A 25,501-nucleotide genomic window follows, 5' to 3' on the forward strand; every position below is an offset into this window, starting at 1 on the left:
TAGGCGGAAACAAGGACTGCAGTCTCTTAATACTAATCACAGCCCCCTCCAAAAATAGCATCAACAGAGTCATGTAAACGTATACAAGTTGATTCTATTTTAACTTATTTTAAAGGGAACGTGTCATTTTTTGTCGATTTATAATTGGAAGTCAAGCCAGATCACTTGGAAAGGGTCGAGATGCCATTCTTTTTCATCCAGAGCGGTGAGATTGAAAAGGTTATCGGATATAAGGCTGCCTGTGATGAGATCTTTAAGGTGAAACCCGTCCGGATACTGCTTCTCAATCAAACCGCTGTCTTTCCAAGAGATGGTGACTGTCTGTGTCTCGCTGGAACAGTTAGCGATGCAGGCCGTGACATGATCACGGGTTTTTCTGACGGGAAGGAAGATGTTCGGGTTGCTGCTTGTCCCTCCCTTAAAATCGCACGTTCCGGAAATGAAGGGAGGATGGGTCTTTTTAAGCTCAATTCCCTTAGTTAATTCGTTTTCAATTCCGTGTTCACCGCCCACGTACATCATGAACGGTCCTTCGATAAATAAATACAAATAGGTGAGGAGAACGGTCTCTTCAATACCAAACTGTTCCCTCCGCCATTTCTTACCCGGCGGATACCACCAGAAAGAATCATGGGAATCCACGTGGTGGGCTGTCCGGTAATTTTCGGGAAGCCAGCGCTGGCGGACATCGAACCATTCACTCATTTCCTCCGCTGTGATTTTATCACTCGGTTTCTCCCTGCCGATGGTGATCGTCGAGGAGTCGTACATTAACGCCTGAATAATCCAGTGTTCATCATAATTATAGTTTAGATCCATATTTTTGCGGTAAAGCGGGGTGCTCGGTTCTGTGTAAAATAATAAATCTTCTTTAAGCTTACGGAGCTCCGTGCGGGCTTTTTCGAAAAAGCTGATCGGTCCGACAGCAGACTGGCCTGCTTTATAAGGGATCTGCCTGTCCCAGTTCGGGATGGAATTCCAATGGGGCGCATCATAGCGGAATCCGTCTATATCCAGTTCTTTAATCATAAACGTCAGGGCACTTAAAAAATAATCTTGCCACTCGTCGTTTGCCGCATCAAACGCATTCGTGTAAATACCGGTAATGGCTCCTGTTTCATCTTTCACAAACCAGTCCGGATGCTTTTGGACCAGGTCATGGACAGGAGGGGAGCCGGCTTTCCAGTAAGGGGCGAAATCAATGACCGTCTGGTTCAGCTCAGGGCGGTGCGTGTCACCGCTCGTCCTGGCTTCAAATTCGGCCTTTTCTATAATTTGCTGGTCCATTACCCCGTGCAGGAGGACATCAAGGATGACTTTGATGCCGAGACGGTGTGCTTCTTTGACAAGTGTCATAAGCTCGTCTTTATTCCCGTAAGAGATGCTTAAATCGAAATAATCATGTACGGCATAGCAGGGGTAGGGCTGTTTAGGCATAATCTGAATCGCATTAAATCCCATAGCCGAGATCCGGTCCAAATCAGCAGTCAGCTCAGACACCTCTTCATAAGGGGTGTAAGAATAGTTGTCCTTAAAAACAGCCGATCCGATATGCGTCTCAAATATAACAAGCGTATCGAGCCAGTCCGGACGGTCATCGGGGGGCGTCACGCCATGCCTTTTAAACCAAGTCTGCATTCTTTCTGAAGCCAGCTTTTCATAGTCAGCATGCATATAATAGACACCTTTAAAACTGAGCGAACCGCCGTCAGGGACATAGCCGGCAAACTGAAAGTCCTGAACAAAATCTATATGGGTGCCATGGTTAATAACATGCTGGTCGGCGCGTTCTTCGAAAGAAAGTCCCCAGCCAAGCCAGACATCGTCTGACTCCCTGTTAATTAAACCGGCGGCACCGATTGAATACTCTCCAAAGTTCCACATCTTTCCGGCATGGTCATTTAGTCCGTAATAGGGGAGGGATCCTTGTACACCTGGAAGAAAAACATCAGTCTGTCCTGGGTCACTGGCAGGTGTTTGAATCGTCTGATGAAACACTGCTTTACGGACAGTCTGTTCCTGGCCGGTCCGGTTGACAAGGTCAAAGCCAATTTCAACAGTCTCCAGCTCATCATCTGCTTTAAGTTTCCAGATCACTTCCCATTTGCCTTGAGAACAGTATAATTTCAGGGCAGGATGTGCTACTGTCCCACAGCTTTCATACCCATCCAGCTTAAGCTCTCGGCAGATTAATTCCGTCTCAACATAATAAGGCATCCTTCTTGGAAGCGGCCGCTTTTCCTGCCCGTTCAGCACAATGTCAATAAAGCCGTCGGCCGATATATGGTCAATTTTACTGCGGTTTTTCACTTCTATACTTTTCAGCAGACCGCTCTGCTTATCCACCGTTATTAACAGTTTTCCAGTTTCAAAATAAAGGTCTTTCTCTTTTTCTGTGATCGTTGCCTGTCTCACGTTTACTGCCTCCTTGATCCGGCTTAATCGAACAACGGCCAGGTAAAGTCAATTTGGTCTAAAATTCCGTTTACTTCTTTGATGAGGTCCTCTCTCCATACCATGTCTGACGCTTTAATGTTCTCGGCCACCTGTTCTGTATTCTCAGCTCCCATAATGACTGAGGAAACATTCTTTTCAAGTAAAATCCAGGAGAGGGCGAGCTGTGTAAGAGAACACCTTTCCCGCTCAGCGATGATTTTCAGTTTACTGATCGCTTCAAAAATCTCGTCTTTAAAATACAAAGATGCCGAGTCATTGTCTGTTTTATGGAGGCGGCTGTTTTCCGGCAGTTTATCAGGTGATGTATAAGCTCCGGTTAACACGCCCTGTGCTAAAGGAGAGAAGACAAGCTGCCCGAGTCCGCCTTCTTTTGAAGCGGGAATGATATCTTTCTCAATTTGCCTGACGAGCATGTTATAGATCGGCTGATTTGAAACCATCTTTCTTAATCCGAGCTGTTTAACTGTGTCCAGTCCTTCTTTAATCTGGCCCGAACTCCATTCGCTGATGCCGTAGTATAAAATTTTCCCCTGGGCTACGAGATCGTTCATCGCTGTTAATGTTTCTTCCACAGGGGTACTCGGATCATACCGGTGGCACTGGTAAATGTCGATATAATCCACATTCAGCCGCTTCAGGCTCTGGTCGCACTGATCCATAATGTGTTTTCTTGACAGGCCGCGCTGGTTCGGTTTGCTGCCCATCGGAAAATAAACTTTTGAACCGATGACATAGGAGGTGCGGTCAAATTCCGCAAGTGCTTCCCCCAGTACTTTCTCCGCATTGCCGAGACCGTAGAAATTAGCCGTATCAAAATAGTTGATCCCGTTTTCATAAGCAAATTTGATCGTAGTAATGGCATCATTTTTATCATAATCCGTGGACGTGCCATCAAAAGTCAGCCACGTGCCCAGGCTGATTTCACTCACCTGCAGTCCGCTGTTTCCTAAACGCCTGTATTTCATATGTTTCACTCCTGACCTGGTAATGTGCTGTTATCCTTTGACTGAGCCGCTTGTCAGTCCGTCAATAATGTGTTTTTGAAGGAAAATATAAATGATAATGATTGGAATTAAGCTGCTGAAAATCGCAGCAAACATCGTTGTAAAGTCGTTCTGGTAAACGGACTTGAACAGGCTGATCCCCACTTGCAGCGTCCGGACGCTCTGATCTGTCGTTAACAGCAGGGCGAAGATAAACTCGTTCCAGGCGAACAAAAACTGGAAGATAGCCGCTGTTGCAATCCCCGGCCGTACGAGAGGGAGAAGAATCCGGTAGTAAGTCTGGAACATATTACAGCCGTCGATCTCTGCCGATTCAAAGATTTCCTGCGGCACCCCTCTGACAAATCCGTAGATGATTAACAGCGTCAATGGGAGGCCCATGGCCATATAGGTCGTAATCAGCGCCCACGGCGTGTTAATCAGATTGAACTGGGCAGCAATCAAATAATAAGGAACTAATAATGAATTGGTAGGTAAAAAGATTCCAATAATGATAGTAAAATAAATAATTTTTGACCATTTACCGCCCTTTCGAACCGCATAGGCGGCCATTGTGGCAAAAAGAATACAGACCGCTGTACTGACCGTACTTACAAATAAGGAATTCCAGAACAATCTTCCCAGGTTGCCCACACTGAAAGCTTCCACATAATTTGCGAATTGCCAGGTTTCCGGGAGTGAGAAGGGGGATCGCATTAACTCCGCATTGCCTTTCAATGAAGATATTAAAATCCAGATGAATGGAAAGGTCGTTACGATTAAAAAGAATAATAGAATCAGATAAACAGGAATGTAGCCTAACTTAGCAGATTTCTTTGATGCACTCATTCTATGGAACCTCCTTCTTTAAGCATTTTTCTCCCGGAATACGAGTTGGACGACAAGGATCATCATCCCGCCGGCAAGTATAAGCATGATTGCGAGAGTATTGGCATAGCCATAGTTGAAATTAACCATTTGTCTGTAAATGTGGAGAGCCATTACCATCGTTTCATTTACAGGACCGCCGTTAGTCATAACAAACGGGGCTTCGAAGTTTTTCAGTGTGTTCGTAATGGCCAGTAAAACACCCGCTGCAATCCCTGGTTTTAATAAAGGGAGGGTAATGAACAATTCTCTTTGAAAAATATTTGCGCCGTCAATTTCCGCCGCTTCGTAAATCGACTTATCGATCGTTGCAATAAAGGCCATAAAGATGACCATAAAGATTCCTACGTAAAAGAGCCAATGCGCAATCAATGCGGGAAAGGCCGTACTGATTTCCCCGAGCCAGTTTCGCTGAAGGCCCTCTAACCCTATAAGCTCCAACGCGGCGTTCAGCAGGCCGAATTGCCCGTTGTATATAAACAGCCACATCATTGACAATGCCAGGGTGGAAATGAGGTTCGGGAAAAAGAACACTGTCCTGAAAAATTTCCAGCCAGGAACTTTATATGATAAAATGATCGCAAGCAAAAGGGCCAGGGGAATATGGATAAACACGGCTGCAGCACCCCAAATCAGGGTATTCATTAATGATTTATGGAAGACGTGATCGTCAATCAGCCGTTCATAGTTGCTGAGCCCTGTAAACGACATGGACCCTACACCATCCCAAGCCATAAAACTCGTATACAGCAAAAATCCGATCGGATAGACAAAGTAAATAAAAAAGACAATGACGGCAGGCAGAATAAAAAGAAAAACACCTAGTTTCTTTTTATTTTTCATCCTTATCAACTCCACTAAGTTCATCATAATGGTTCAATCTCGCGATTGAACCATTATGATAGAATGATATAACATTATGATGTTAAAGATTATTCATCGACATTAGCTAACTGCTCAACAAACTCTTCCGGTGTCACTTCACCAAGAGCAAGAGCGGAGACTGCTGACGGAAATTCATTAGCGACTTCCGTACTCTTCGCATTGATTAAGTGTTTAAATTCGTAAGGTGCTTCCTGCAAGTGGCTGAGAATATCCATTGAAATGCGGTCTGCGTCGTCATCTTCATTAATTTCAAAGCTTGCTGCTTCCATTAACGCCCCGCTGTCGAGGAACAGTCTCTTGGCGTTATCCGGGTCAGTCAGGTACTTCATGAAGGCGACAGCATATTCTTCTTTGGCAGGGTCTGTATGCTGTTTGCCTGTTAATACGAAGTTTACTCCGGCAATAACTGCGCCTTGTTCACCTTCGCCTCCGTCATAAGCCGGCATTGTTCCCGCGCCTACCTTGTCAGCAAATTCATCTCCGCCCTGTTCATAAAATTGACTGATCATCCACGGCCCGTTAACGATCATAGCGGCATTTTCATTAACAAAGTAGCTGGCATAAGACGAATAAGGAAGGCCAACCGCGTCTGAAGGTGAATACTCAAACAATTTTTCCAGAACCCTTGCCCCTTCCAGAAAAGCTTCGTCATCAAGGTCAAGCTCCCAGAAGTCTGCCCCTGCAATACTTGAGACAATATAGGAATACATCAGCTGGGTAGACCATGCGTTTTCACCAGTCCCTGTGGCGATTGGAATGATCCCGTTGTCCATCAGTTTCTCACTGGCTTCAAAAAAGTCGTCCCACGTTTTAGGAAATTCATCGATGCCTGCCTCAGCAAACAATTCAGTATTGTAGTAAATCGGCACCATCATGGATTCAAATGGAACTGCCATAATCTTGTCTTCATATCTTCCGTGTTCGAGTCCCTCTTCTGAGAAACTGTCTCCCCAGCCATCATCTAAATGCGGGGTAAGGTCAATCAGTTTGTCAGACCCGTAATATCTGTCAGCGTCGACCGGGTTGTGCTGGAAGTAGAAGATGTCAGGCACAGTATCCGTCGCCAGGCTTGTCCGGTTTCTATCGTAGAGTGTCTGCGGATCCGGCGTTCCGTCGATTACCACTCTTGCTCTGCCTTCATGTTCTTCATTGAACTCGTCCACGATGGCCTGAATGGTCTCTGCACGTCCTTCATTACCCACATAATGCGTATGGAACGTTAACTCGTACTCTTCTTCCTGAGAAGCTTCCGTTTCACCCTCATCCCCTTGACTGCAAGCGGTTACAATTAATAACAGAAATAACATAAGACCTGCAATAACAATGTTCTTCATTTGAATCCTCCTTTGTAATGGTGTTCTTCTAAAATATACAGAAAATAAAGATAATTTAACATGCACTATTTTATGGTTTAACCTATAATATTTTAAGGCTGACTTATTATAAGGTAAAAATGTCTATAAACTTTAGTGATTTACTATCTATATCAGTTAACCACTTGGGAAACGTTATACTGCCTCATTTATCCATTATATAAATTGTGAGAATTAGATATAATGATATGACAAATAATGGTTTGGTCATATAGGGAAATGACCGTGCGAATACCGCGTCATTTCCCTTCCGTTCTTAAGTTAAACCGATACAGTTTTGAATGATAATAAGCTTTCGTATATTCAATAGGGAAGTGATCAGTGCTGTAGGTCTGCCGTGTCCTCAGCATGAGCGGAAAGCCTGATTTCACATCCAGAAATGAAGCGAGCCGTTTATCCGCTGTCACCACCTCAAAGCATTCATCTACGTAATGAATGTTAATGCCTTTAGCGGTCAAAAAATCATAGAGGGAACTGATCGTTTCCAGGTCTGCCATTTTGATACCGGTTTTCATAGACAGGTAAGTGTCAAAAACGACGATAGGAATGCCGTTCGCTGTACGCACCCTGATGAGCTGAATCACATCATCGCCTTCGTCAAGAGCCAGGTTCCGTGCCACTTCCGCACTGGCTTTCACTTGAGACACATCGATATACGATGTTCCAGTTTTATAGCCCCGTTCATTCATTTCTTCAGTGAAACTTTTGACTTGCAGCACCTGTTCATGGAACAGTTTCTGTCCCAGAACGACGGTCCCTTTCCCGCGCTGCCTGTGAAGGTAGCCTTCATTCACCAGTTCGTTCAACGCCTGGCGGACGGTAATCCGGCTTAACTCATAAATTTCCTGCAGTTCCTTTTCTGTTTCGATTTTCTCGCCGACTTCATAAACGCCGTTCTCAATTTTGTCTTTGATGATCTCCTTCAGCTGCTGGTATAACGGCACGGCCCCTTTATTATGGTTTAACAATGACATGTGATCATCACTCCTCAGTACTTGTACATATCATTATGACATTGAGGTGAAAAAGAGGAAAGCTATTCAGCGATGATGGTGCCATTCTTTTCTTTAATCCGGACGCCGAATCCAGACTCGGCAATTGGCCCGTACTGGTGCCCGGCATCCGCAGGCCAGCAGGCGCCGACGGCCAGTTTTGTATCTCCTGTATTCACGAGCCTGTGCGCGATTTTTCCAGGAACGAAGTGAAGGGATCCTGGGCAGACTTTTTCTGCGCTGGCATTCCCATCTTCATCCATAAAGACAAGCACGCCTTCGCCTTCGAGTCCCCAGTAATATTCCGCCCGGTTAATGATTTCGTGGAAATGGCCTTTCGTCATGAAAAACTCTTCACCCACTTTACCGGGGTTCAGAAAGCTCGTCCCGAAGAACAGACCGCCTTCCGTACCGGCCTTGACCGGCGCATGCATTTCCACTTCGTAGAGAACCGTTTCCGGATCCATCTTATTAAATGCCTCTTCATCCTCATAAAAACCTTTCATGTCTTTAAGCTTGCGGATCGTTTTACTCGTTTTTTCACCGCTTAACGCGCCATTTTCCTTTGAAAAATGATTGCGCGGATCTTTAATTTCCATACTTGCGTTCCTCCTTTAATGAATGGTCTAAGGCTTAAATCCTTCCCATTCTATTTCTTTTAAAAAGGGTTTTGATACGAACTGGAATTTACCAGGGTCAGCCTCAAACTGTTCATAGATCGGTGTATCCTGGTCGATCTTAAACTCCTCATAGCGGCGGGGTGTCTGTTGAATGAGTTCGGTATACTCGTAGTTATCGTTGTGTTTCCATTCAAGGCTCCCGTCATCGGCGATGACCGGATACCAGGCAAGCCCCTGATGGGCTCTCACGTCCTCATACTCAAAGCCGTATTCACGGTCGCACCAGGCCCCGAACGTCAATGGCTTGTCAGGATTGGCGCTGATCGTCGCATGGGCCCATTTTGGCGGGACGATCACCACATCACCGGGGGAGGCGTAAACCGCATAGCACCTGCCTGGATTGTCTTTCGCCGTTTCCTGCATATAAATGACAGCTTCGCCTTCCCAGATTTCATATACTTCCGGAGGGGACCAGCCGCTGTGCGAGGAGACTTTATGAATGTGCCCCTGGCTTCTTATTGGTTCCTTGCCAAGCTGTCCTTTCGCATAGGTCACTACGCCGAACAGCAGCATCCGTTCTTCCAGTTCACGTTTATCTTTTTCTTTTCCTACGTCCATGACGATGGAGTAGACGGTGTCAGGACCATCACAGTCCGGGTCCTGAAGACTCTTTCTAATATCATCCAGCTTCCGGTGTTCAGGGACAGGTCCGAAAATGCCCTCGCCATAAGTAAAAGTCATGTTTTCTTCTTTCGGCATAATGCTTACTTTCGGGTCAAAACGCGTCACTTACAAAACTCCTTTCGTTTTCCTGTATTCAGTTACTGTCAGGTGATGGAGCCCGAGCAGAACAGAATGTTCAGGTTTTTCAGCAGCTAGAAATTCCGGTTGTCCCCACGGGGTCCAGGTTCTCTCGAGCACCCTTGCTTTTATTTTCGGAAGGAGGTAGTCCTTTGATTTCATCAGCCCGCCGCTTAAAATGACGGTAGACGGGTCATAGGCATGCACAAGGTTTGTGAGACCAGCAGCCCAGTGTTCAATGAGATCTTCAAGGAACGATTCAGAAAAATCGTCACCGGCACGGGCGTTCTCCACGACAGATTTATAATCCACATGGTCTGCGTCCGCAAGCCTGCTTTTATTAAAACCTGCTCTTTCCCTTGCAACGATGGGTAGAGACCAGTTGGAGGCCTGGGCTTCCACACATCCTTTGTTTCCGCAGGTGCACATATAGCCGGCGTGATCGGTAATGAAGTGGCCGCCTAATACACCTGCCTGATGGTGTTTGCCTCTTAATAGCTGGCCGTTAATCATAGCTGCTGTTCCGATCCCTGTCCCGAATATCATCATGACAGCATCTTCGGAGCCCTGTGCCCCTCCGTGAAACACTTCTCCAGCCAGGGCAGCCCGAGCGTCATTTTCAATAATAAAAGGGACGTTGAAGGTCTTATCCACCCAGCGGGTAAATGAAAAATTAATGGCATCATTGTATTTTGCATTGGTAGAAAGGACTCGTTTCTCCGTCGCATCGACGAGACCGGGGATGGCGATCCCGATTCCGTTGAGCTCGCCGGCCGTCATAGCGTTTTTTTCAAGTAACTCAGCGACAATCGTTTCAACGACGGCAAGTCTTGGCGTCAGCCCTTTACCGGAATAGGAAGGAGTATCCGTAAAGTCGGCAACATGGCCGTCTCTGATGAGTCCAATTTTTATAAAAGTTCCTCCAAAATCCACCGAGATCGTATCCATAGCGCCCTCCTTAAGTTCGGACGTAAGCTTTCACAGTCGCAATCGTTTTTCCTTCGCTCGGTCCGGATGGCCTAATCGTATAAGTCGTCACATTGGCAGGGATGATAAATGTTTCGGCATAGTGGACTACATAAGGGGCGAATTCTCCAGACGGGCTTTCGACCGTCGCTTCTTCACCTTCCACAAGGTTCAGCACGTTAACGATACCGCCCGTCTCATGGGTGACAGGACCGTTCCCGGTATGGCGGCGTGTTTCGAGGAACTCCCGCTCGTGGAGGCCGGTCTTTTCCTCTGTCCAGCTGTGGGCTTCTTTAACAACTTCCGCCTGATCGATCAGGTGATCTTCAATCCAAGAGGTCGTGCGGTCCCATTGAATGACTTCCTTTCCATGGTCAATATGGACAGGACGCGGTTTGCCGTCAAGATCCACTCTGTCCCAGTCCCACAGCTTAAAGGTAAAAATGTAAGGGGTCGCACTGATTTCAAGCACCATGCTGTCAGTGGCCGAGCAGTGAATCGTTCCGGCCGGGATGGCGATATGATCGTGCTTTTTCACAGGAAACTGATTAATATATTTTTCATCAGGGAAGCTGATTTCTCCTTTTTCCGCCCGTTTCAGGTCAGCGATCATCTCCTCTTTGTCGACGCCTTCTTTCAGTCCGAGATAAATGGTAGCGTCATCGCTGCAATCGAGATAATAATAGCTTTCGTCCTGAGTATAGGGCATTCCAAAGGTGTCCTGAATATATTCAGTGAGCGGGTGAACCTGGAGGCTCAGGTTCTGACCTTCCATCGTATCCAGGAAGTCGAAGCGGATCGGGAAACTCTTGCCAAACCGGGCGTGCACTTTATCTCCCATTAATTCGACCGGTTGATAATAAACGAGGTTGATAGAAGGGAGTGTAAAGATCGTGTCGCCGAACTTAAGATTGAGGCTGTTTTCTTCAGGGACACAGTCAAACGCCCAGGCATAGTTAACCGCGTCATCATCCAGGTCGACAACTTCACGGATCCACTGGCCTCCCCATATACCCGGTTTAAAATAAGGGACGACACGGAACGGCTGATTCACTGCCTGCTGAAGGCCGTTTAGATAAGCCTCGCCGTCAACCATGACGGGGCTGTCTGCTTTCTCTGTATCAAGGAAATAATCCGCTTTTTCAAATAGTCTTTGTTTCACTCGGTCTGCCATACGCCATTCGAAGAAATAACCTCGTTTAAATTTCTTCAGAGGCTCTTCGTCTTTGTTATCTGCTTTCCAGTTGCCAATTTCCTTCGTTTCAAATCGCTGCTGAACTTCCCACCGTGTTAAATCCGCATAGACGAGAAGGTCAGGGTTCTCTTCGATGAGCGTCGCGCCAACACCGTAGATGAACACGACGCCGTCCTGCACCTTAGCTGCCTGTTCCCGGAAGGTTGCTAACTTCTGCTCATCGACAAATTCCTCAAGCCGGTGGGGGGCCATAAAGCCGAAAACCCGGTCATCTGTCATATTTCTTTTTATTTTGTTTGTGACTGTTTCTGCGGATTCCATAATGGCATCGGCATGGAGGATGGTGACAGTGTCAAAAGCAGAAGTAAGCCCCTGTTTTATTTCGTCTTCTCTCACACCCGGATAACATTCCACAGCGATGACAAACCGGCCTTTTTCAGGCTGGTGAGCCTTTAATTTGGCTGAAACCGCCTCATAACCTTTTGTGACACTTTCCTCAAAGCCTTTAACAGTGACAGCCGGATACTTATCATAATTCGGCAGCCTGTTCAGATACTTTCCCATAAGTTCTCTCCTCCACTGCAAAAAAGTAATTAGATATAATGTTATAACATTATGACTTTATTGTAACTTTAGATTTAAAGATATGTCAATGGAATTTTCAGATAATTATTAGTGGGAAAGATAGGAGGCTGGAGGTGATTCAAGTATGTCGGTAATAAATTTTGGAAAGGTTCACTCATCAAGGGATGCTGGGTATCGAGCGGACCATAAACGGAAAATAAGGTCGACTCAGCATGCTCTCCGGCAACTGAGAGGGTGATAAAACGAGAAAAAGACCCGTTCGTAACAGGGCAGGGGTATCGAGCGGGTCATAAGCCGCAAACTAGTGAAAGATTAAAGAGAAGACCTTTTCCTCATCTCCGCAAACAAAATAAATACACCTCCAAATTTTATATCGTCTCTAAAATGGAGGTGCGACTATACCCTTGTATCCAAGACATTTCCGGCTCGTACTCCCCCTTTTTAAAATAAAAGCACTTTCCAGGCCGCCCCTTATGGAAGTCCGCGATCCTTCCTGCCGCCCCAAAACCCTGCCTGACCCTATCCCACCTTGCCTTACCTCACTCTTTCCATCCGGCATTCATCGTAAAACGCGCCAATAAACCGCCTCATATTCACTCTGATCCCAGCTGCTTTTTCCTGGTCGCCGTTTCCTTGATTGATGTCATAGATGCGTGACTGAAGCTGATCGAGATCAAAGAATTTCATGCCGTAATGTTCGAATTTCGGGTGCATGATATCCATTGCTCCTAAGGAGGAAATATGGTTAAAGGACTGCTGGATGGCGCGCCTTACCCGTTGTTCGGTTGCCTTCATTTCTTTCCTGGAAGGCTCACGTTCGCCCGTTTTTACCGACGTTACCATTTCCCATAGTTCCTTAAGAGGAGGGACGGCTGTGATATTTTCTTCCTTCAGCAGCTTTACGAGAAGAAGTAAATCTTCGGTCCCTTTTTCGTAAAGGATCCCTAAGTCAGACAGCACTTGTTCAGAAAGACACGGAACGGCTTCAGGCGCAACTGCAGTTGCCCCAGTTTCCGGAGCCCCGTCTGCAATTAACTGGAGGGAATGCCTGATCTGATCCATTGATTTTTCAAGTTTCAAGCTTTTTTCCACCCGCTGCAGCACAGAAAGCACCTCGTGCCGGTTCACCGGTTTTGTTATATAGGCTTCAGCCCCGTTTTGATAGGCGTTAGCAATGATGTCCTTTGTTTCCACCTGTGAAAGCATGACCGTTTTCCCTTTAAAACCCGGATACACAGCCTTTAACGTTTCAATGCCGTCCCGCTCAGGCATAAGCAAATCGATCAGCAAAATATCGACGGCTTGCTCATTAAGCATAGACGCATGAATGTGGACCCCGTCCTCAGCTGTGCCGGCTACCTCCGCTTCCAGGTCTGTCTCAAGCAAGTTCAAGAGAGAGCCGCGGATCGCGCGGTCATCATCAACAATAAAATATCTCATGAGGCATCCTCCTCAATTTTTAACGTCACAGGAATGTCGATAGTAAACTCAGTGGCCGTGTGAGGCACTGATCGCATAAGCCAGATTGTTCCTTGATGCGCTTCAATGACACTTTTAATATAGGAAAGGCCGATTCCATTGGAAGGGTTTCCTGAGGCGTTATATTTTGTTGTAAATCCGGGCGAAAAGATCACATCGTGATATTTCGGTTCGATTCCCCGGCCGTTATCCTTAATCGAAAACGTCATGCGGCCTTCTTTCACGGCATGATCGGCTGTGATTTTAATGCGTCCTGACTCTTCGATTGCTTCTACAGAGTTGGAAATTAAGTTGTTCAGAATGGACAGAAGGAAATAAGAGTGAAATTTAACCGGACGGCCCTTTATCTCTACTTCAAAAGAAATATTCTTTTTCAGAAAAGAGGCATAAGACTTGTTGGCCCGGACGACAAGGTCGATGATTTCACTGACGGATATCCATTCTTTGAACTCCTGTCTGTTAATTAAGCTGGACAGGCTGGCGTAAATGCGCTGGCCGTCTTTTTTGCATTCATGGATTCTGCCGGCAATCTGAAGAAGCCGTTTACTCATTTCATTGTTTCCCTGTTCCTGAAGCTGCTTTGACAGAAAGTAACTTTCACTTGTAGTCCTTTCAGATGTCTGAATGGATTTTTTGAGCTGAATGAGCTCGACGTATAAATCTGAAATCACAAGAAGGATATTATCATTCTTCTTTCGCTGGGCTTTTTCTTTCGTCTGCAGGTCGTGGTAAAGAATCATCATATAAAATCCCATGACAAAGAAACTTCTGATCACAGCCACAAACAGGACCGTTAAAACCAGTCCGGATGTGACAGAAAGATTGAGAACGAGTGCACGTGCTGTTAATTCAACCCCGCTTGAAGCGACTTCGAGTAAGCATGCGAACAGCCCGATAAATAAAGGCCTTCGTGAATAATTCTTTATAGGAATAAAGTGAAAGAGCACCCCATAGGTCACGTAATATCCCAGAACGGGGAGGTGGAGGGTGATCATAGGTGCGAGATCTTCTCCGCCGAAGACCCCGAGTCCAATACGCGTCAGCACGACACTGATTCCCGTCAGTAAGCCGGAAAGAGGGGCATGCACGTCCTTAAAATAAAGAAGCAGCAAAAGCAAAATCGGCGTAGCAAAGCTCACCCTGAAGTCAACCGGTAAAGGGTAAAACTGGAATTCACCGGCTGCAGGGACGAGAAGGATTAATATTAAATAAGGAAAAAACCGTTTATTCCTCATAAGCCATCTCTCCTGTCAACTTTCATAAATTCGACATAGTTACTTTCTGTTACTTTTTGAGAGACTGTGACATTTATACGTACAATCAAATTATAAATTGTAACGCTTACTTTCATCATACATCTAAATGCTCACATTTTCACAAGTAAATAGTGAAGGATTCGTTACAAAAAAGGAGGATTTCAAAATGGTGGAATTTTGGATTCAATTTGCAGTTCTGATGGCGTGTATTTTTATCGGTGCACGAATCAGCGGTGTTGGGCTTGGGGTTATGGGGGGGCTTGGTTTAGCTATTTTTGTTTATATTTTCGGCCTCCAGCCAGCCTCGCCGCCAGTCGATGTTATTTTCATGATTTTAGCTGTAATCACTGCAGCCGGGACGCTGCAGGCAGCGGGAGGAATGGATTTTCTCGTCTATCTGGCGGAAAAAGCACTCAGGAGAAATCCAAAGCACATTACCTTTATGGCACCGATCGTCACCTATTTGTTTACATTCTGCGCAGGAACGGGCCATGTCGCCTATGCTGTTCTGCCGGTTATCGCTGAGGTAGCCAAAGAATCAAAAGTCCGTCCTGAGAGACCGATGGGGATTGCTGTTATCGCCTCTCAGCAGGCAATTACTGCCAGTCCGATTTCAGCAGCGACTGTGACATTACTTGCTTTGCTGTCACCTTTTAACATTACACTCCTTCAAATTCTGATGATCTGTATCCCTGCAACCTTCCTTGCCTGTATGATTGCCGCATTAATCTCCAGCCGCCGCGGTGTAGAGCTGCCGGATGATCCGATTTACAAGGAACGGTTGGAAAAAGGCCTTGTGGAAGTCTCCAAGAAAGACAAATCGTATAACATGAACGGGAAATCAAAAGTTGCCGTTGGATTATTCTTAACAGGCGCGGTTCTCGTTGTTCTTATGGGCTCAATGGAATTTTTGCGACCGGCATGGGAAGTCGATGGCGAACTTGTTCGACTGTCGATGCCTTTCACGATCCAGATTATTATGCTGAGCATTGCCGGGATTATGATCCTGTTATGCAAACCGAAAGTCGATCAGATTGTCTCGGGAAGTGTGTTTAAAGCCGGAGCTACAGCTGTTGTAGCCATTTTCGGTATCGCCTGGATGGGTAATACATTTTTCACTGGAAACCAGGAATTCATCCAGGGCAATATTCAGGAACTTGTGACCGTGGCACCATGGCTGTTCGCGATAGCCTTGTTCATCCTGTCTATTCTTCTTTACAGCCAGGCAGCGACCGTCAGCGCACTAATGCCTTTAGGTATTTCGCTAGGCATTTCCCCGGCGCTGTTAATTGCAATGTTCCCGTCTGTTAACGGTTACTTCTTCTTCCCTAACTACGGAACTGTCGTAGCGGCGATTAACTTTGATACGACCGGAACGACCAGGATCGGTAAGTACGTGTTAAACCACAGCTTTATGATCCCAGGACTCATTTCCACCTTTATGGCAGTTGTCATCGGAATTATCCTGTCCGTCTTCTTGTTTTAAATAATGAAAGGGGTTTTATAAATGGTCACTAAAGAGAGCCTCAGAGTCGAAAAAGATTTTTTAGGCGAAAAAGAAATTTCCGATAGCTGCTATTACGGTATTCAGACATTAAGAGCGGTGGATAACTTTCCGATTACCGGACAGAAAATTGATGAGGAACTGATCCGCGGGATGGGCATGGTGAAAAAGGCGGCGGCCCTGGCCAACAATAAAGTTGGCCAGCTGCCCCGCCACATTGCGAAGGCGATTATCGAAGCGGCAGAAGAAGTGATTGACGGGAAACTGAACGACCAGTTTATTGTTGATCCGATCCAGGGAGGAGCAGGCACGTCAGTCAATATGAACGCCAATGAAGTCATCGCAAACAGAGCGCTTGAAATACTGGGCGAAGAGAAAGGAAATGCGTTCGTGTTAAGCGCCAATTCCCACGTGAATATGTCGCAGTCAACAAACGATGCCTTTCCGACCGGTTTCAAACTGGCTCTTCTGAACCGGATCAACCAGCTGCTGCCAGTGATGGAGGCTTTGCATTGCTCATTTCTCGATAAAGCATATGAGTTTGAGGGCTGCCTTAAGATGGGGCGGACCCACCTGCAGGACGCCGTACCGATCCGCCTCGGACAGGAATTCGGCGCCTATGCAGCCGTTTTAGACAGAGATATTGAACGAATTAAGCAGACCCGGCCATTCCTTTATGAGACAAACATGGGGGCGACTGCTGTCGGAACCGGATTAAATGCCGACCCTGAATATATTCGTCTCGTTATTAAAGAACTGGCGGACATTAGCGGTTTCCCCATGAAGACGTCAGTCAATCTCGTAGACAGTACCCAAAACACGGACGTGTACACCACCGTCTCTGCTGCTTTGAAAATCTGTATGTCCAATCTCTCAAAAATAGCAAATGACCTCCGTCTGATGGCATCAGGCCCCCGGACCGGGCTGAATGAAATCCTCCTGCCGCCGAGACAGCCGGGCTCGTCAATTATGCCCGGCAAAGTGAATCCGGTCATGGCAGAAGTCGTGAACCAGGTCGCGTTTAAAGTGATTGGCAATGATTTAACCGTTACATTAGCGTCAGAGGCCGGACAGTTTGAACTGAATGTGATGGAGCCCGTACTCGTCTCAAGCCTGCTTGATTCAATCAAAATGATGACAAACGTGATGGATGTATTTAACCGCTACTGTATCTCAGGCATTAAAGCAAACACGGAAAGAATGGAACAGTATGTCAGAAACAGCGTCGGAGTGATCACAGCCATCAACCCGCACGTGGGCTATGAGACCGCCTCTTCCATTGCAAAAGAAGCGATCGCTTCCGGGAGGCCGGTAAGGGACATTTGCGAAGAACGCGGCGTCCTGTCAGAAAGCGAACTGGACATTATACTGGATCCGTTTGAAATGACAAAACCCGGCATCTCGGGCCATGAATTAAAAGAGAGGTGAAAGAGGTGGACAACGTGAAATCTGATCGCACATTTTTCTGGCGGAAGCTTCATTCCATTTCAGGACTCATCCCCATCGGCGTGTTCTTATTCGTTCACTTTGCGATTAATTATACAGCCTTTTACGGGGCTGAAACATATAACCAGGCGGCTGCCATGATGGGCAGCCTGCCATTCCGCTATGCGATGGAGATCGGGATTATTTTTATCCCGCTTCTCTTCCATGGCATTTATGGGATTTATATAGCCCGTGAAGCGAAAAACAATATTTCTGCCTATAAATACGAAAAAAACTGGTATTTTTACTTTCAGCGTGTCTCAGGAATCCTCGTTTTTCTGTTTCTCGTCTGGCACGTAGGGACGACGAGAATCCCTGCGGCGTTTGGCGCTGAAGTTAACTTTGATATGGTAGCCAGTCTTGTAGCTAATCCTGTTTACCTGTTTTTCTATATTGTTGGCATTCTGATGACCACTTACCATTTCAGCAACGGCTTCCGCACGATGCTGATCACATGGGGCATTACGGTTAACCGGAAATCCCAGAACTTTGGCAAAGTGATCGGCGTGATTCTGTTTATTGTGCTGTCGGGAATCGGACTGACTGCGATTTTTGCCTTTGTGTCGTAGAAGATATAAAGAGGAGGACATAAGCTTATGAAGCGACAAAAAATAGTGGTTGTCGGCGGCGGCCTGGCCGGGCTGATGGCGACAATTAAAATAGTGGAAATGGGTTTGGATGTGGACTTGCTGTCACTGGTTCCAGTCAAACGGTCCCATTCCGTCTGCGCCCAGGGCGGCATTAACGGCGCTTGCAATACGAAAGGGGAGAATGATTCCCCGTGGGAGCACTTTGACGATACGCTGTACGGGGGTGACTTCCTTGCCAACCAGACCCAGGTATGGGGGATGTGCGAGGCCGCCCCGAAAATCATTCATATGTTTGACCGAATGGGAGTGATGTTCAACCGGACACCGGAAGGACTTCTGGACTTCCGCCGGTTCGGCGGCACCCAGCACCGCAGGACGGCGTTTGCGGGCGCGACGACAGGGCAGCAGCTTCTTTACGCCCTTGATGAACAAGTCCGGAAATTCGAGTCGGAAGGAAGGGTTCGAAAGTTCGAAGGATGGGATTTTGTCTCTGCTGTTTTAGATGATGAGGGGGTGTGCCGCGGTGTCACCGCTCAGGAACTCCTGTCTATGGAGGTCCGTTCATTTAAAGGGGAAGCGGTAATTATGGCTAGCGGCGGGCCGGGGATGATTTTCGGCCGGTCGACGAACTCACTGATCAATACCGGATCAGCTGCAGGCAAACTCTACAGGCAGGGCGCCATCTATGCGAACGGGGAATTTATCCAGATCCACCCGACCGCCATTCCGGGAGATGACAAACTCCGTCTCATGAGCGAGTCTGCCCGTGGAGAAGGGGCACGAGTCTGGACTTATAAAGACGGCAAGCCGTGGTATTTCCTCGAAGAGAAGTACCCGGCATACGGAAACCTGGTGCCGCGTGATATCGCCACAAGAGAAATCTTCGATGTGTGTGTGAATCAGAAGCTGGGCGTCGATGGTGAAAATAAAGTCTACCTCGATGTGTCCCATATTGACCCGGAACTTCTGAATGTCCGATTAGGCGGCATTCTTGAAATTTATGAAAAATTTATGGGTGATGATCCCAGAAAAGTACCGATGAAAATCTTCCCTGGCGTCCATTACTCAATGGGAGGCCTGTGGGTGGATAATAACCAGCAAACGTCCATCCCAGGGCTGTTTGCCGCAGGGGAATGTGATTACTCGCAGCACGGGGCGAACCGGCTTGGCGCCAATTCCCTGCTGTCAGCTGTCTATGGTGGAATGGTTGCCGGGCCAGAAGCCGTACGTTATGCCAAAAATAGCGAACAGGCAACAGACGGTGTTTCCGACCGTATTTTTACGGAACAGCTCAAGCAGGACCAGCAAGAGATGACACAGATCTTGAGTATGAGCGGCAGCGAAAATGCCTATCAGCTCCATCAGGAGATGGGCACGCTCATGACGGAGAACGTCACGGTCGTAAGGGAGAACAAAAAATTACTGGAAACAGATAAGCAGCTCGCCAACCTGATGCATCGTTTTGAAAACATTAATATCCAGGATTCATTAAAATGGCATAACCATGCTCTAACCTTTGTAAGAGGGCTAAAAGGCATGATGGATCTCGCCAAAGTCATTACCCAGGGCGCCTATCTGCGCGATGAAAGCCGCGGCTCCCATTATAAGCCTGAGTTCCCTGACCGGGACGATGAGAAGTTTCTCAAAACAACAATGGCTAAGTTTAATGCGGCAGAGCGGAAGCCTGAATTCAGCTACCAGGAAGTAGATATCTCGAAAATTACCCCCCGTAAACGCGACTATACGAAAGGCAAGAAAGCGGGTGTGAAGTCATGACCACGAACGGTAAACTAGTTCATTTAAAGATCCGGCGGCAGGACGGCCCGTCTTCTGACAGCTATGTGGAAGAATTTGAGGTGCCGTACCGGCCGAGCATGAATATTATTTCTGCCCTGATGGAAATTCGTAAAAATCCCGTCAACAAGGACGGAAAAGAGACCTCACCGGTGCAATGGGAATCGGTCTGTCTTGAAGAAGTGTGCGGGGCGTGCTCAATCCTCGTGAACGGAAAGCCAAGGCAAGCCTGCTCAACTCTAATTGATTCACTTGAACAGCCAATCCATCTCGCACCGTTAAAAACGTTCTCATGTGAACGTGACCTGATCGTCAATCGAAAGCAAATGTTTGACGCCTTAATGAAAGTAAAGGCGTGGATTGATATTGACGGCACCCACGACCTCGGTCCAGGACCGCGATTGGCTGAAGAAGATAGGCAGTGGGCCTATGAATTAAGTAAGTGTATGACGTGCGGACTCTGTTTTGAAGCGTGCCCGAATGTGAATGACCGATCGACCTTTATAGGTCCTGCCCCTTTATCACAGGTCCGATTGTTCAACACCCATCCGACAGGTAAAATGCAGGCATCCAAAAGGCTTGAAAGCATTATGATCGAAGGAGGTATCACTTCGTGCGGGAACTCAGGCAACTGCGCTGAAGTATGCCCGAAAGAAATTCCATTAACACACTCTATTGCAGCAATGAATAAATCCACAACTGCGTACTCTTTTAAAAGATTTTTTGTAAAATAGCTTTAGCCGCTGTCCTTCAAGGGGACGGCGTTTTTTTTTAGTTATTTGTATTTGCCCCTTAAAAGAAAGCCAGGGAATAAAGGTCTTTTTACCCAAATGATGTCATACATTCCCCCATTAAATGGATACTATTATGTTAGAATGTAACTGAGTTAGTGAGGGACAGAGCAGGTAATCTGTTTCTTTGGGGAACGGGGGAGCTTTTTATGAATGCACTTTTAACTTTAATACCCATAATCTTAAGCGTGCTCCAGGGTATTGAACATTTTGTAGGCAAGCGGCTGGTGACAGGGGAAGAGAAGAAGCTTTCAGAGACAGAGGGGAAAACCCTTGCACGTGTGGCCCGTACGATTCTTGGGCTTTTCCTGTTAGGTGCGATCCTATTTTCCTTTTCTTTAAATATGCAATATGAATTTTTGAGAAACGTCCTTGTCTTTGCCTTTATAGTCGGATATGGAATTAAAGCAGTGATGGAGTGGAAGTACCTTGAAGGGACAAAACATGTGGCTACCGTCACCTTTATGTGTCTCAGTGTAGCGGCTGTTTTGGGAAGCTTTCATTTAATCTATGAAAGAAACCTGACCACCTATGGAGCCGTCATGGCAGAAGTGATAGATCAAGAGGAGACCGTGAAGAGCATTAATATAGAAACGCTCGACCAGAGCTCCTCAATTGAAACGGAAGACGAGAGACTGATTGCAGAGATCCTTTCTGATCCGGCAGAAATGGTCCTTTTTGAGACTTCCCCAGTCCCTTTAGGCTCTTATCATCTCACTGTTCATACAGAAAATAATCAGTTTCAGTTTTATATCGGGGACGACTCGCTGGTAAAAAGGGAGTTTGGAACGTTAATTGAATATGAAATTTTAAAGGATAACGAACTATACAGGCTAATTAAAAGTGAGCTGGAGAAGTAATTTATTTTTGCAGGCTTCAATAGTAGTGGCGCATGTGTATGCTGCCTGGTCTGGTGCAAGCAAAAAACTCCCCAATACTCACGCAGAGGGGAGGAGGACGATTATCACGCCGAAACTAAATTACTTTTTGGTGAAAACCTTAGTTGACATACTTGCCGTGCTCAGGCTTAGCCATGTCATCAAAATTTTCGGCTAATTTTTCTAAATTTTCTTTTAGTAATTCACCTGACATAGGCAATCCGTGGCCCGTCACAGCAACAGATGGCTTTAATGAGGCCAGCTTAACGACCGATTCCTTGGCTGCCTTCCAATCTGTCGTCAAGTATTTTGGCGGACCGCTGATTTCCTGTTCCTGGGTTATCACTTTATAAAGAGATTCCTGTTTAACAGTCACAAACGCATCTCCAGCGACCAGCGCCCGGTCGTTCTCCCTGAAAAGAGCTATTTGACCTGGTGTGTGTCCGGGCGTATGAATCCATTTGAATTCCGGCAAATAAGGGACAGATCCATCGGCAGGTAATGGTTTAACGTTGTTTCCTAAATTAATGGGTTCATTAGGGAACATCGGCGACATCTTTGCAACCATGCCTCCTTCAACCGAGGGATCCGGTTTCGGGTAACTTCTTTCTCCGGTTAAATAAGGCATTTCTAACTCGTGTGCGTAAACAGGAATCTGCCAATGTTCAACCAGTTCAATAATGGCTCCTACATGGTCAAAGTGTCCGTGAGTTAATATGATTGCTTTTGGCCGGCTGTCAGTCCCAAACCGTTTTTCAACAGCGGATATAATATCCTTGGCTGAATGAGGCATTCCTGCGTCAACCAATACAAAATCCGAGGTTTTTGGGTCGCCGATCATATGAATATTTACGATCTGCACGGTGTAATTGTAAAGATCCGGCAAAACTTCTATACCTGAACCACTTTCTTTAGAAGTGGCTGGAATATATTTATAATCACTTCCGTAATTCATTTGCTTATCCATAAGTGTTTCCTCCACGATTTAGGCATGTAGTTAGTCTTCCCGTTGTAAATTTATCTACACCCAAATACGGATAATATTAAAAATCAGCACTAAAGCCTTAAATTAATGAGGGCGTTGGCACGAGAAGCTCTCCGGCAAATTTTGTATTATTGGGAGAGGGTTTTTAGAGCAGAGGGTAAAATAAATAACTGACTTTAAGGAGTAATAAGGAGGCAGGAAAGTAGTGAAAATGTTAAGAAGTATTTTAATGGTTTTGGTTATTTTATTAGCTGGTTACAGTCTTTTTACGCAAAACTTTGAGTTAATGCCTTATCTAATGCTGCTGTTAAGTTTTTCTGTATTACTGACAGGAGTAACATTTCTTAATAAAGACAAAAAGGCCTTTTCAGGCTATTCGAGTATTCTTGCTTCTTTGTTTGTTTTTATAGTATCTATAACGATGTTTTTAAATTAACGGGTGGTGGGAGAGACCTTATAATTATGGACAGCCACATTATAAGATGAAGATCTACATTATAAAATTAAAACTCTACCTTATAAACGCGAAACTCTACCGTATAGAAAGGAAACTCTACCTTATAAGAGTGTAACTCTACCGTATAAAAAGGCCACTCTACCGTATAACAAATTTCGATAATAAATGCACCGCTGTCAATCCCCCCGTGACCCTAGCCAGATGCAGCGGCAGTTATAAAGCAGTCGAGATGAAGGGCAGAGGAGTTTTCTGGAAAAAGATAAGCAGGTGATAAAGGTGACTGTAAAAGGGCTGAATCATTTTTTATTTTCGGTTTCAGACTTAGAAAAATCAATTAAATTTTACACAGAAGTTTTCAGCGCAAAATTGTTGGTAAAAGGTAGAAGCACAGCTTATTTTGATTTAGATGGTATGTGGCTTGCTCTTAATGAAGAGAAGCGGATTCCCCGAAACGAAATAAACCACTCGTATACCCATATAGCTTTTTCTATAGATAAAACAGACTATGATCGCAACTACCAGAAACTGAAGGAGCTGAATGTAAACATCCTTTCAGGCCGCCCACGGGACGAAAAAGACAAAAGGTCAATTTACTTTACTGACCCGGACGGCCATAAGTTTGAATTTCATACAGGTACTTTGCAGGACAGGTTGGATTACTACAAGAAAGAAAAACCACATATGGAGTTCTTTGATTGAGGGGTTGTTTGCAGGCAAGCATGATTATTAAAGTGGGATAAAATTGAATAACGTTTCATTAAAGGGCTACTGATAAAAGATGAAGTGACAAGGCATGAACAAAAGGTTTACTGTTTTATTATTAGGTTTATCCAGTATATTTTTCCTGGTTGGCGGTTTTTTCCGGGACTCTTTTGCACACGCAACGGCCATTGGTTTTACTGGAGGAGTGCTCTTATTCACAGGGGCTGGCTATTTTATTTATAAACAGTGGCAGCATTAAACTAGGAGTCACTCAAAGAAATGAGAGTTATAATTATTACATACTATTAAATAATAGAAAGCAGGTTGGCAGATATGAGTAATGATTCGATTAGTCAGATGTGGGAGGACTTTATGAAGGTGAATCCGAAGGCGCCAGAAAGTTATGAAGCATGGGCGTTTGGGGATTCTAAGGAAATGGCTGATGAACTGGCAGAATTAGTACTGGAAGGCAGAAAAACAGCGACAGCTTCAAATTATTCATTATACGGAGATGAAGAGCCGTTACCTTTTGTTGGTCTTTATAATATTATTCTTGATGGGGATGGAAAAGCTGTAGCCGTAGCCGAAACAACCTCGGTTGAGATTGTTCCATTTGATGAAGTGACTGAAGAACACGCTTATTTAGAAGGTGAAGGCGACCGCACCTTAAAATATTGGCGGGACGTACACGAAGATTTTTTTAAAAAAGAATTCAAAGAGGTTAATCAGGAGTTTCATAGTAAAATACCAGTAGTCTGTGAAAGGTTTAAGGTAGTATATAAGAAATAAAGGCCGAGCGAAGCTTATGGTGGAGCAGCTTATATGAAATAATGTTGAACCTCAACTTACTCTTTAAAAAACCGTTTGAAATCCTGCCAATTACTAGCGAAAGTAGTAATGATGGACGTTGTCTGAACGTCCATCAGACAGGCTCAGGTTCACCCGTACTTTTTCTGATGCTCTTTCTTTTTCTTTAAATATTCTTCATCGTTTCGGACAATCTTCCATTTCTCTTCGAAAATACGTGCTGATTCCGCTTTCTCATCATTAATCTCTCGCGGATTGATCTCCCCCTCCTTATCGTATTTCTTTCCGCCTTTATAGTTCGCGTAGCGCCTCGCTCTCGTGTAGCCCATTTGGATAAACTTCCGAGCCATATCCATTCCTACGAAGTCATCTTTTTCTTTATACTCTTCAAAAAGTTGATAAATTTTCTCGGAGGACTCTTTGGCAATCTCAGGAGTTTTAAATCTCCAGTGAGGCAGAATCTCCCCTTTATAGGGTTCTACCATGAGAACTCCCTGCTCCCCGCGTCCCACTCTATACTTGTCAGGCTCTTTCCTAAAGTCGATGTTGTCAAAATCAAGATCGTAATCAAAACTCATATTATCCACATCCTTTCCAATAGATATTCCATAAAACTGATGAACTTAAACGGAAAATAGACCTTCATGTGTGCTTTCAAGGTGGTTAACAAATCAGGAAATTTCCGAAGGCGTAATTGAAGCTATAAAAAAGAAAAGGAAAGTGCTAACCATTGGTCAAAAAGCGTAGGGGAAAATACAAGGGATTCGAAAGAGAACTAAGTTCAGTATATATTTTAAAGGAATATCAAGGAAAGGGAATAGGAAGGTTACTCTACAAAGAGCAAATGGATACCATCAAAACAACGGTTAATTTAAAATATTCCAAATTTTTCTAATAGTTGGTATTGTCATTTATGGAGTGGAAACGATCTTTTATGAGCGGGGATTTTCAAGCAACGGGAGCCCTTTACATTTATTATGTAAAGAGCTCCTAATTTTTTTTTATTGAAGGTACCTCTCGTTATGACT

25 protein-coding genes are annotated in these 25,501 nt (G+C 45.4%); 11 read left to right on the plus strand and 14 right to left on the minus strand.

Annotation, left to right across the window (positions count from 1 at the left end; genetic code table 11):
* Positions 1 to 138: 138 nt before the first annotated feature.
* From BMW59_RS11425 to BMW59_RS11480, 12 genes are all read right to left on the minus strand, one after another.
* A complete protein-coding gene (locus BMW59_RS11425) occupies positions 139 to 2,415 on the minus strand; it encodes an alpha-amylase family glycosyl hydrolase (RefSeq protein WP_093051964.1) in 2,277 nt (758 codons plus the stop codon).
* A 23-nt stretch (positions 2,416 to 2,438) separates the two neighbouring features.
* The gene (locus tag BMW59_RS11430) at positions 2,439 to 3,422 is read right to left on the minus strand and encodes an aldo/keto reductase family protein (protein WP_093051967.1); all 984 of its coding nucleotides are present in this window, start codon (positions 3,420 to 3,422) and stop codon (positions 2,439 to 2,441) included.
* Positions 3,423 to 3,452: 30 nt separating this feature from the next.
* Positions 3,453 to 4,289 carry a carbohydrate ABC transporter permease gene (locus BMW59_RS11435; RefSeq protein WP_093051970.1) on the minus strand — a complete coding sequence of 279 codons (837 nt, stop codon included), beginning with the start codon at positions 4,287 to 4,289 and terminating at the stop codon, positions 3,453 to 3,455.
* Between the two features lie 18 nt (positions 4,290 to 4,307).
* The gene (locus BMW59_RS11440; RefSeq protein ID WP_177174323.1) at positions 4,308 to 5,171 is read right to left on the minus strand and encodes a carbohydrate ABC transporter permease; all 864 of its coding nucleotides are present in this window, start codon (positions 5,169 to 5,171) and stop codon (positions 4,308 to 4,310) included.
* A gap of 89 nt (positions 5,172 to 5,260) precedes the next feature.
* Positions 5,261 to 6,547, minus strand: coding sequence for an ABC transporter substrate-binding protein (locus BMW59_RS11445; RefSeq protein ID WP_093051975.1), 1,287 nt, complete (start codon positions 6,545 to 6,547; stop codon positions 5,261 to 5,263).
* Positions 6,548 to 6,825: 278 nt separating this feature from the next.
* Entirely contained in the window at positions 6,826 to 7,560 is a 735-nt protein-coding gene (locus BMW59_RS11450; RefSeq protein ID WP_093051978.1) for a GntR family transcriptional regulator, read from the minus strand.
* Positions 7,561 to 7,622: 62 nt separating this feature from the next.
* Positions 7,623 to 8,177: a glucose-6-phosphate isomerase family protein gene (locus BMW59_RS11455; RefSeq protein ID WP_093051981.1), complete on the minus strand. Its 555-nt coding sequence runs from the start codon at positions 8,175 to 8,177 to the stop codon at positions 7,623 to 7,625.
* A 27-nt stretch (positions 8,178 to 8,204) separates the two neighbouring features.
* Positions 8,205 to 8,987, minus strand: a complete 783-nt coding sequence (locus BMW59_RS11460) for a glucose-6-phosphate isomerase family protein (RefSeq protein ID WP_218141988.1) — start codon at positions 8,985 to 8,987, stop codon at positions 8,205 to 8,207.
* Positions 8,988 to 9,947: an ROK family protein gene (locus BMW59_RS11465; protein ID WP_093051984.1), complete on the minus strand. Its 960-nt coding sequence runs from the start codon at positions 9,945 to 9,947 to the stop codon at positions 8,988 to 8,990. It lies immediately after the preceding gene.
* A gap of 10 nt (positions 9,948 to 9,957) precedes the next feature.
* Entirely contained in the window at positions 9,958 to 11,703 is a 1,746-nt protein-coding gene (locus BMW59_RS11470; RefSeq protein WP_218141989.1) for a class I mannose-6-phosphate isomerase, read from the minus strand.
* Positions 11,704 to 12,279: 576 nt separating this feature from the next.
* Positions 12,280 to 13,185 (minus strand): DNA-binding domain-containing protein, encoded by a 906-nt coding sequence (locus tag BMW59_RS11475; RefSeq protein ID WP_093051990.1) that lies wholly within the window; start codon positions 13,183 to 13,185, stop codon positions 12,280 to 12,282.
* Entirely contained in the window at positions 13,182 to 14,459 is a 1,278-nt protein-coding gene (locus tag BMW59_RS11480; RefSeq protein WP_093051993.1) for a HAMP domain-containing sensor histidine kinase, read from the minus strand. Before BMW59_RS11480 ends, BMW59_RS11475 begins: the two co-directional genes overlap by 4 nt.
* 187 nt (positions 14,460 to 14,646) lie before the next feature.
* On the opposite strand from BMW59_RS11480, the gene BMW59_RS11485 reads away from it, so the two are divergent.
* The 6 genes from BMW59_RS11485 to BMW59_RS11510 all read left to right on the plus strand — a co-directional run bounded on the left by BMW59_RS11485 (position 14,647) and on the right by BMW59_RS11510 (position 21,504).
* Positions 14,647 to 15,966, plus strand: a complete 1,320-nt coding sequence (locus BMW59_RS11485; protein WP_093051996.1) for an anaerobic C4-dicarboxylate transporter family protein — start codon at positions 14,647 to 14,649, stop codon at positions 15,964 to 15,966.
* Between the two features lie 21 nt (positions 15,967 to 15,987).
* Positions 15,988 to 17,412 carry an aspartate ammonia-lyase gene (gene aspA, locus BMW59_RS11490; protein WP_093051999.1) on the plus strand — a complete coding sequence of 475 codons (1,425 nt, stop codon included), beginning with the start codon at positions 15,988 to 15,990 and terminating at the stop codon, positions 17,410 to 17,412.
* A gap of 14 nt (positions 17,413 to 17,426) precedes the next feature.
* Complete coding sequence (locus tag BMW59_RS11495; protein ID WP_093052001.1) at positions 17,427 to 18,038, plus strand: succinate dehydrogenase cytochrome b558 subunit; 612 nt, start codon at positions 17,427 to 17,429, stop codon at positions 18,036 to 18,038.
* A gap of 27 nt (positions 18,039 to 18,065) precedes the next feature.
* A complete protein-coding gene (gene sdhA / locus BMW59_RS11500) occupies positions 18,066 to 19,835 on the plus strand; it encodes a succinate dehydrogenase flavoprotein subunit (RefSeq protein ID WP_093052004.1) in 1,770 nt (589 codons plus the stop codon).
* Positions 19,832 to 20,587: a succinate dehydrogenase iron-sulfur subunit gene (sdhB, locus tag BMW59_RS11505; RefSeq protein ID WP_093052007.1), complete on the plus strand. Its 756-nt coding sequence runs from the start codon at positions 19,832 to 19,834 to the stop codon at positions 20,585 to 20,587. The genes sdhA and sdhB overlap by 4 nt, the downstream gene beginning before the upstream one ends.
* A gap of 206 nt (positions 20,588 to 20,793) precedes the next feature.
* On the plus strand, positions 20,794 to 21,504 hold the full coding sequence (locus BMW59_RS11510; protein WP_093052009.1) for a DUF4181 domain-containing protein: 711 nt from the start codon (positions 20,794 to 20,796) through the stop codon (positions 21,502 to 21,504).
* Between the two features lie 139 nt (positions 21,505 to 21,643).
* On the opposite strand, the gene BMW59_RS11515 is transcribed toward BMW59_RS11510, so the two are convergent.
* Complete coding sequence (locus BMW59_RS11515; protein WP_093052012.1) at positions 21,644 to 22,489, minus strand: MBL fold metallo-hydrolase; 846 nt, start codon at positions 22,487 to 22,489, stop codon at positions 21,644 to 21,646.
* Between the two features lie 229 nt (positions 22,490 to 22,718).
* Here BMW59_RS11515 and BMW59_RS11520 point away from each other — a divergent pair, with 229 nt between their 5' ends.
* From BMW59_RS11520 to BMW59_RS11530, 4 genes are all read left to right on the plus strand, one after another.
* Positions 22,719 to 22,943 carry a DUF3953 domain-containing protein gene (locus tag BMW59_RS11520; protein ID WP_093052202.1) on the plus strand — a complete coding sequence of 75 codons (225 nt, stop codon included), beginning with the start codon at positions 22,719 to 22,721 and terminating at the stop codon, positions 22,941 to 22,943.
* A gap of 297 nt (positions 22,944 to 23,240) precedes the next feature.
* Complete coding sequence (fosM, locus tag BMW59_RS11525; protein WP_093052015.1) at positions 23,241 to 23,663, plus strand: FosM family fosfomycin resistance protein; 423 nt, start codon at positions 23,241 to 23,243, stop codon at positions 23,661 to 23,663.
* Positions 23,664 to 23,757: 94 nt separating this feature from the next.
* Positions 23,758 to 23,925, plus strand: coding sequence for a hypothetical protein (locus BMW59_RS21765; RefSeq protein ID WP_177174324.1), 168 nt, complete (start codon positions 23,758 to 23,760; stop codon positions 23,923 to 23,925).
* Positions 23,926 to 23,999: 74 nt separating this feature from the next.
* Entirely contained in the window at positions 24,000 to 24,455 is a 456-nt protein-coding gene (locus BMW59_RS11530) for an ASCH domain-containing protein (protein ID WP_093052018.1), read from the plus strand.
* Positions 24,456 to 24,604: 149 nt separating this feature from the next.
* Here BMW59_RS11530 and BMW59_RS11535 read toward each other — a convergent pair whose 3' ends face one another.
* Positions 24,605 to 25,051 (minus strand): DUF4385 domain-containing protein, encoded by a 447-nt coding sequence (locus BMW59_RS11535; protein ID WP_093052021.1) that lies wholly within the window; start codon positions 25,049 to 25,051, stop codon positions 24,605 to 24,607.
* 152 nt (positions 25,052 to 25,203) lie between these two features.
* On the opposite strand from BMW59_RS11535, the gene BMW59_RS21405 reads away from it, so the two are divergent.
* The gene (locus BMW59_RS21405) at positions 25,204 to 25,368 is read left to right on the plus strand and encodes a GNAT family N-acetyltransferase (RefSeq protein WP_143051228.1); all 165 of its coding nucleotides are present in this window, start codon (positions 25,204 to 25,206) and stop codon (positions 25,366 to 25,368) included.
* The last annotated feature ends 133 nt before the right edge of the window (positions 25,369 to 25,501 follow it).

The organism is Salipaludibacillus aurantiacus (assembly GCF_900111295.1).
Taxonomy (GTDB): domain Bacteria; phylum Bacillota; class Bacilli; order Bacillales; family Salisediminibacteriaceae; genus Salipaludibacillus; species Salipaludibacillus aurantiacus.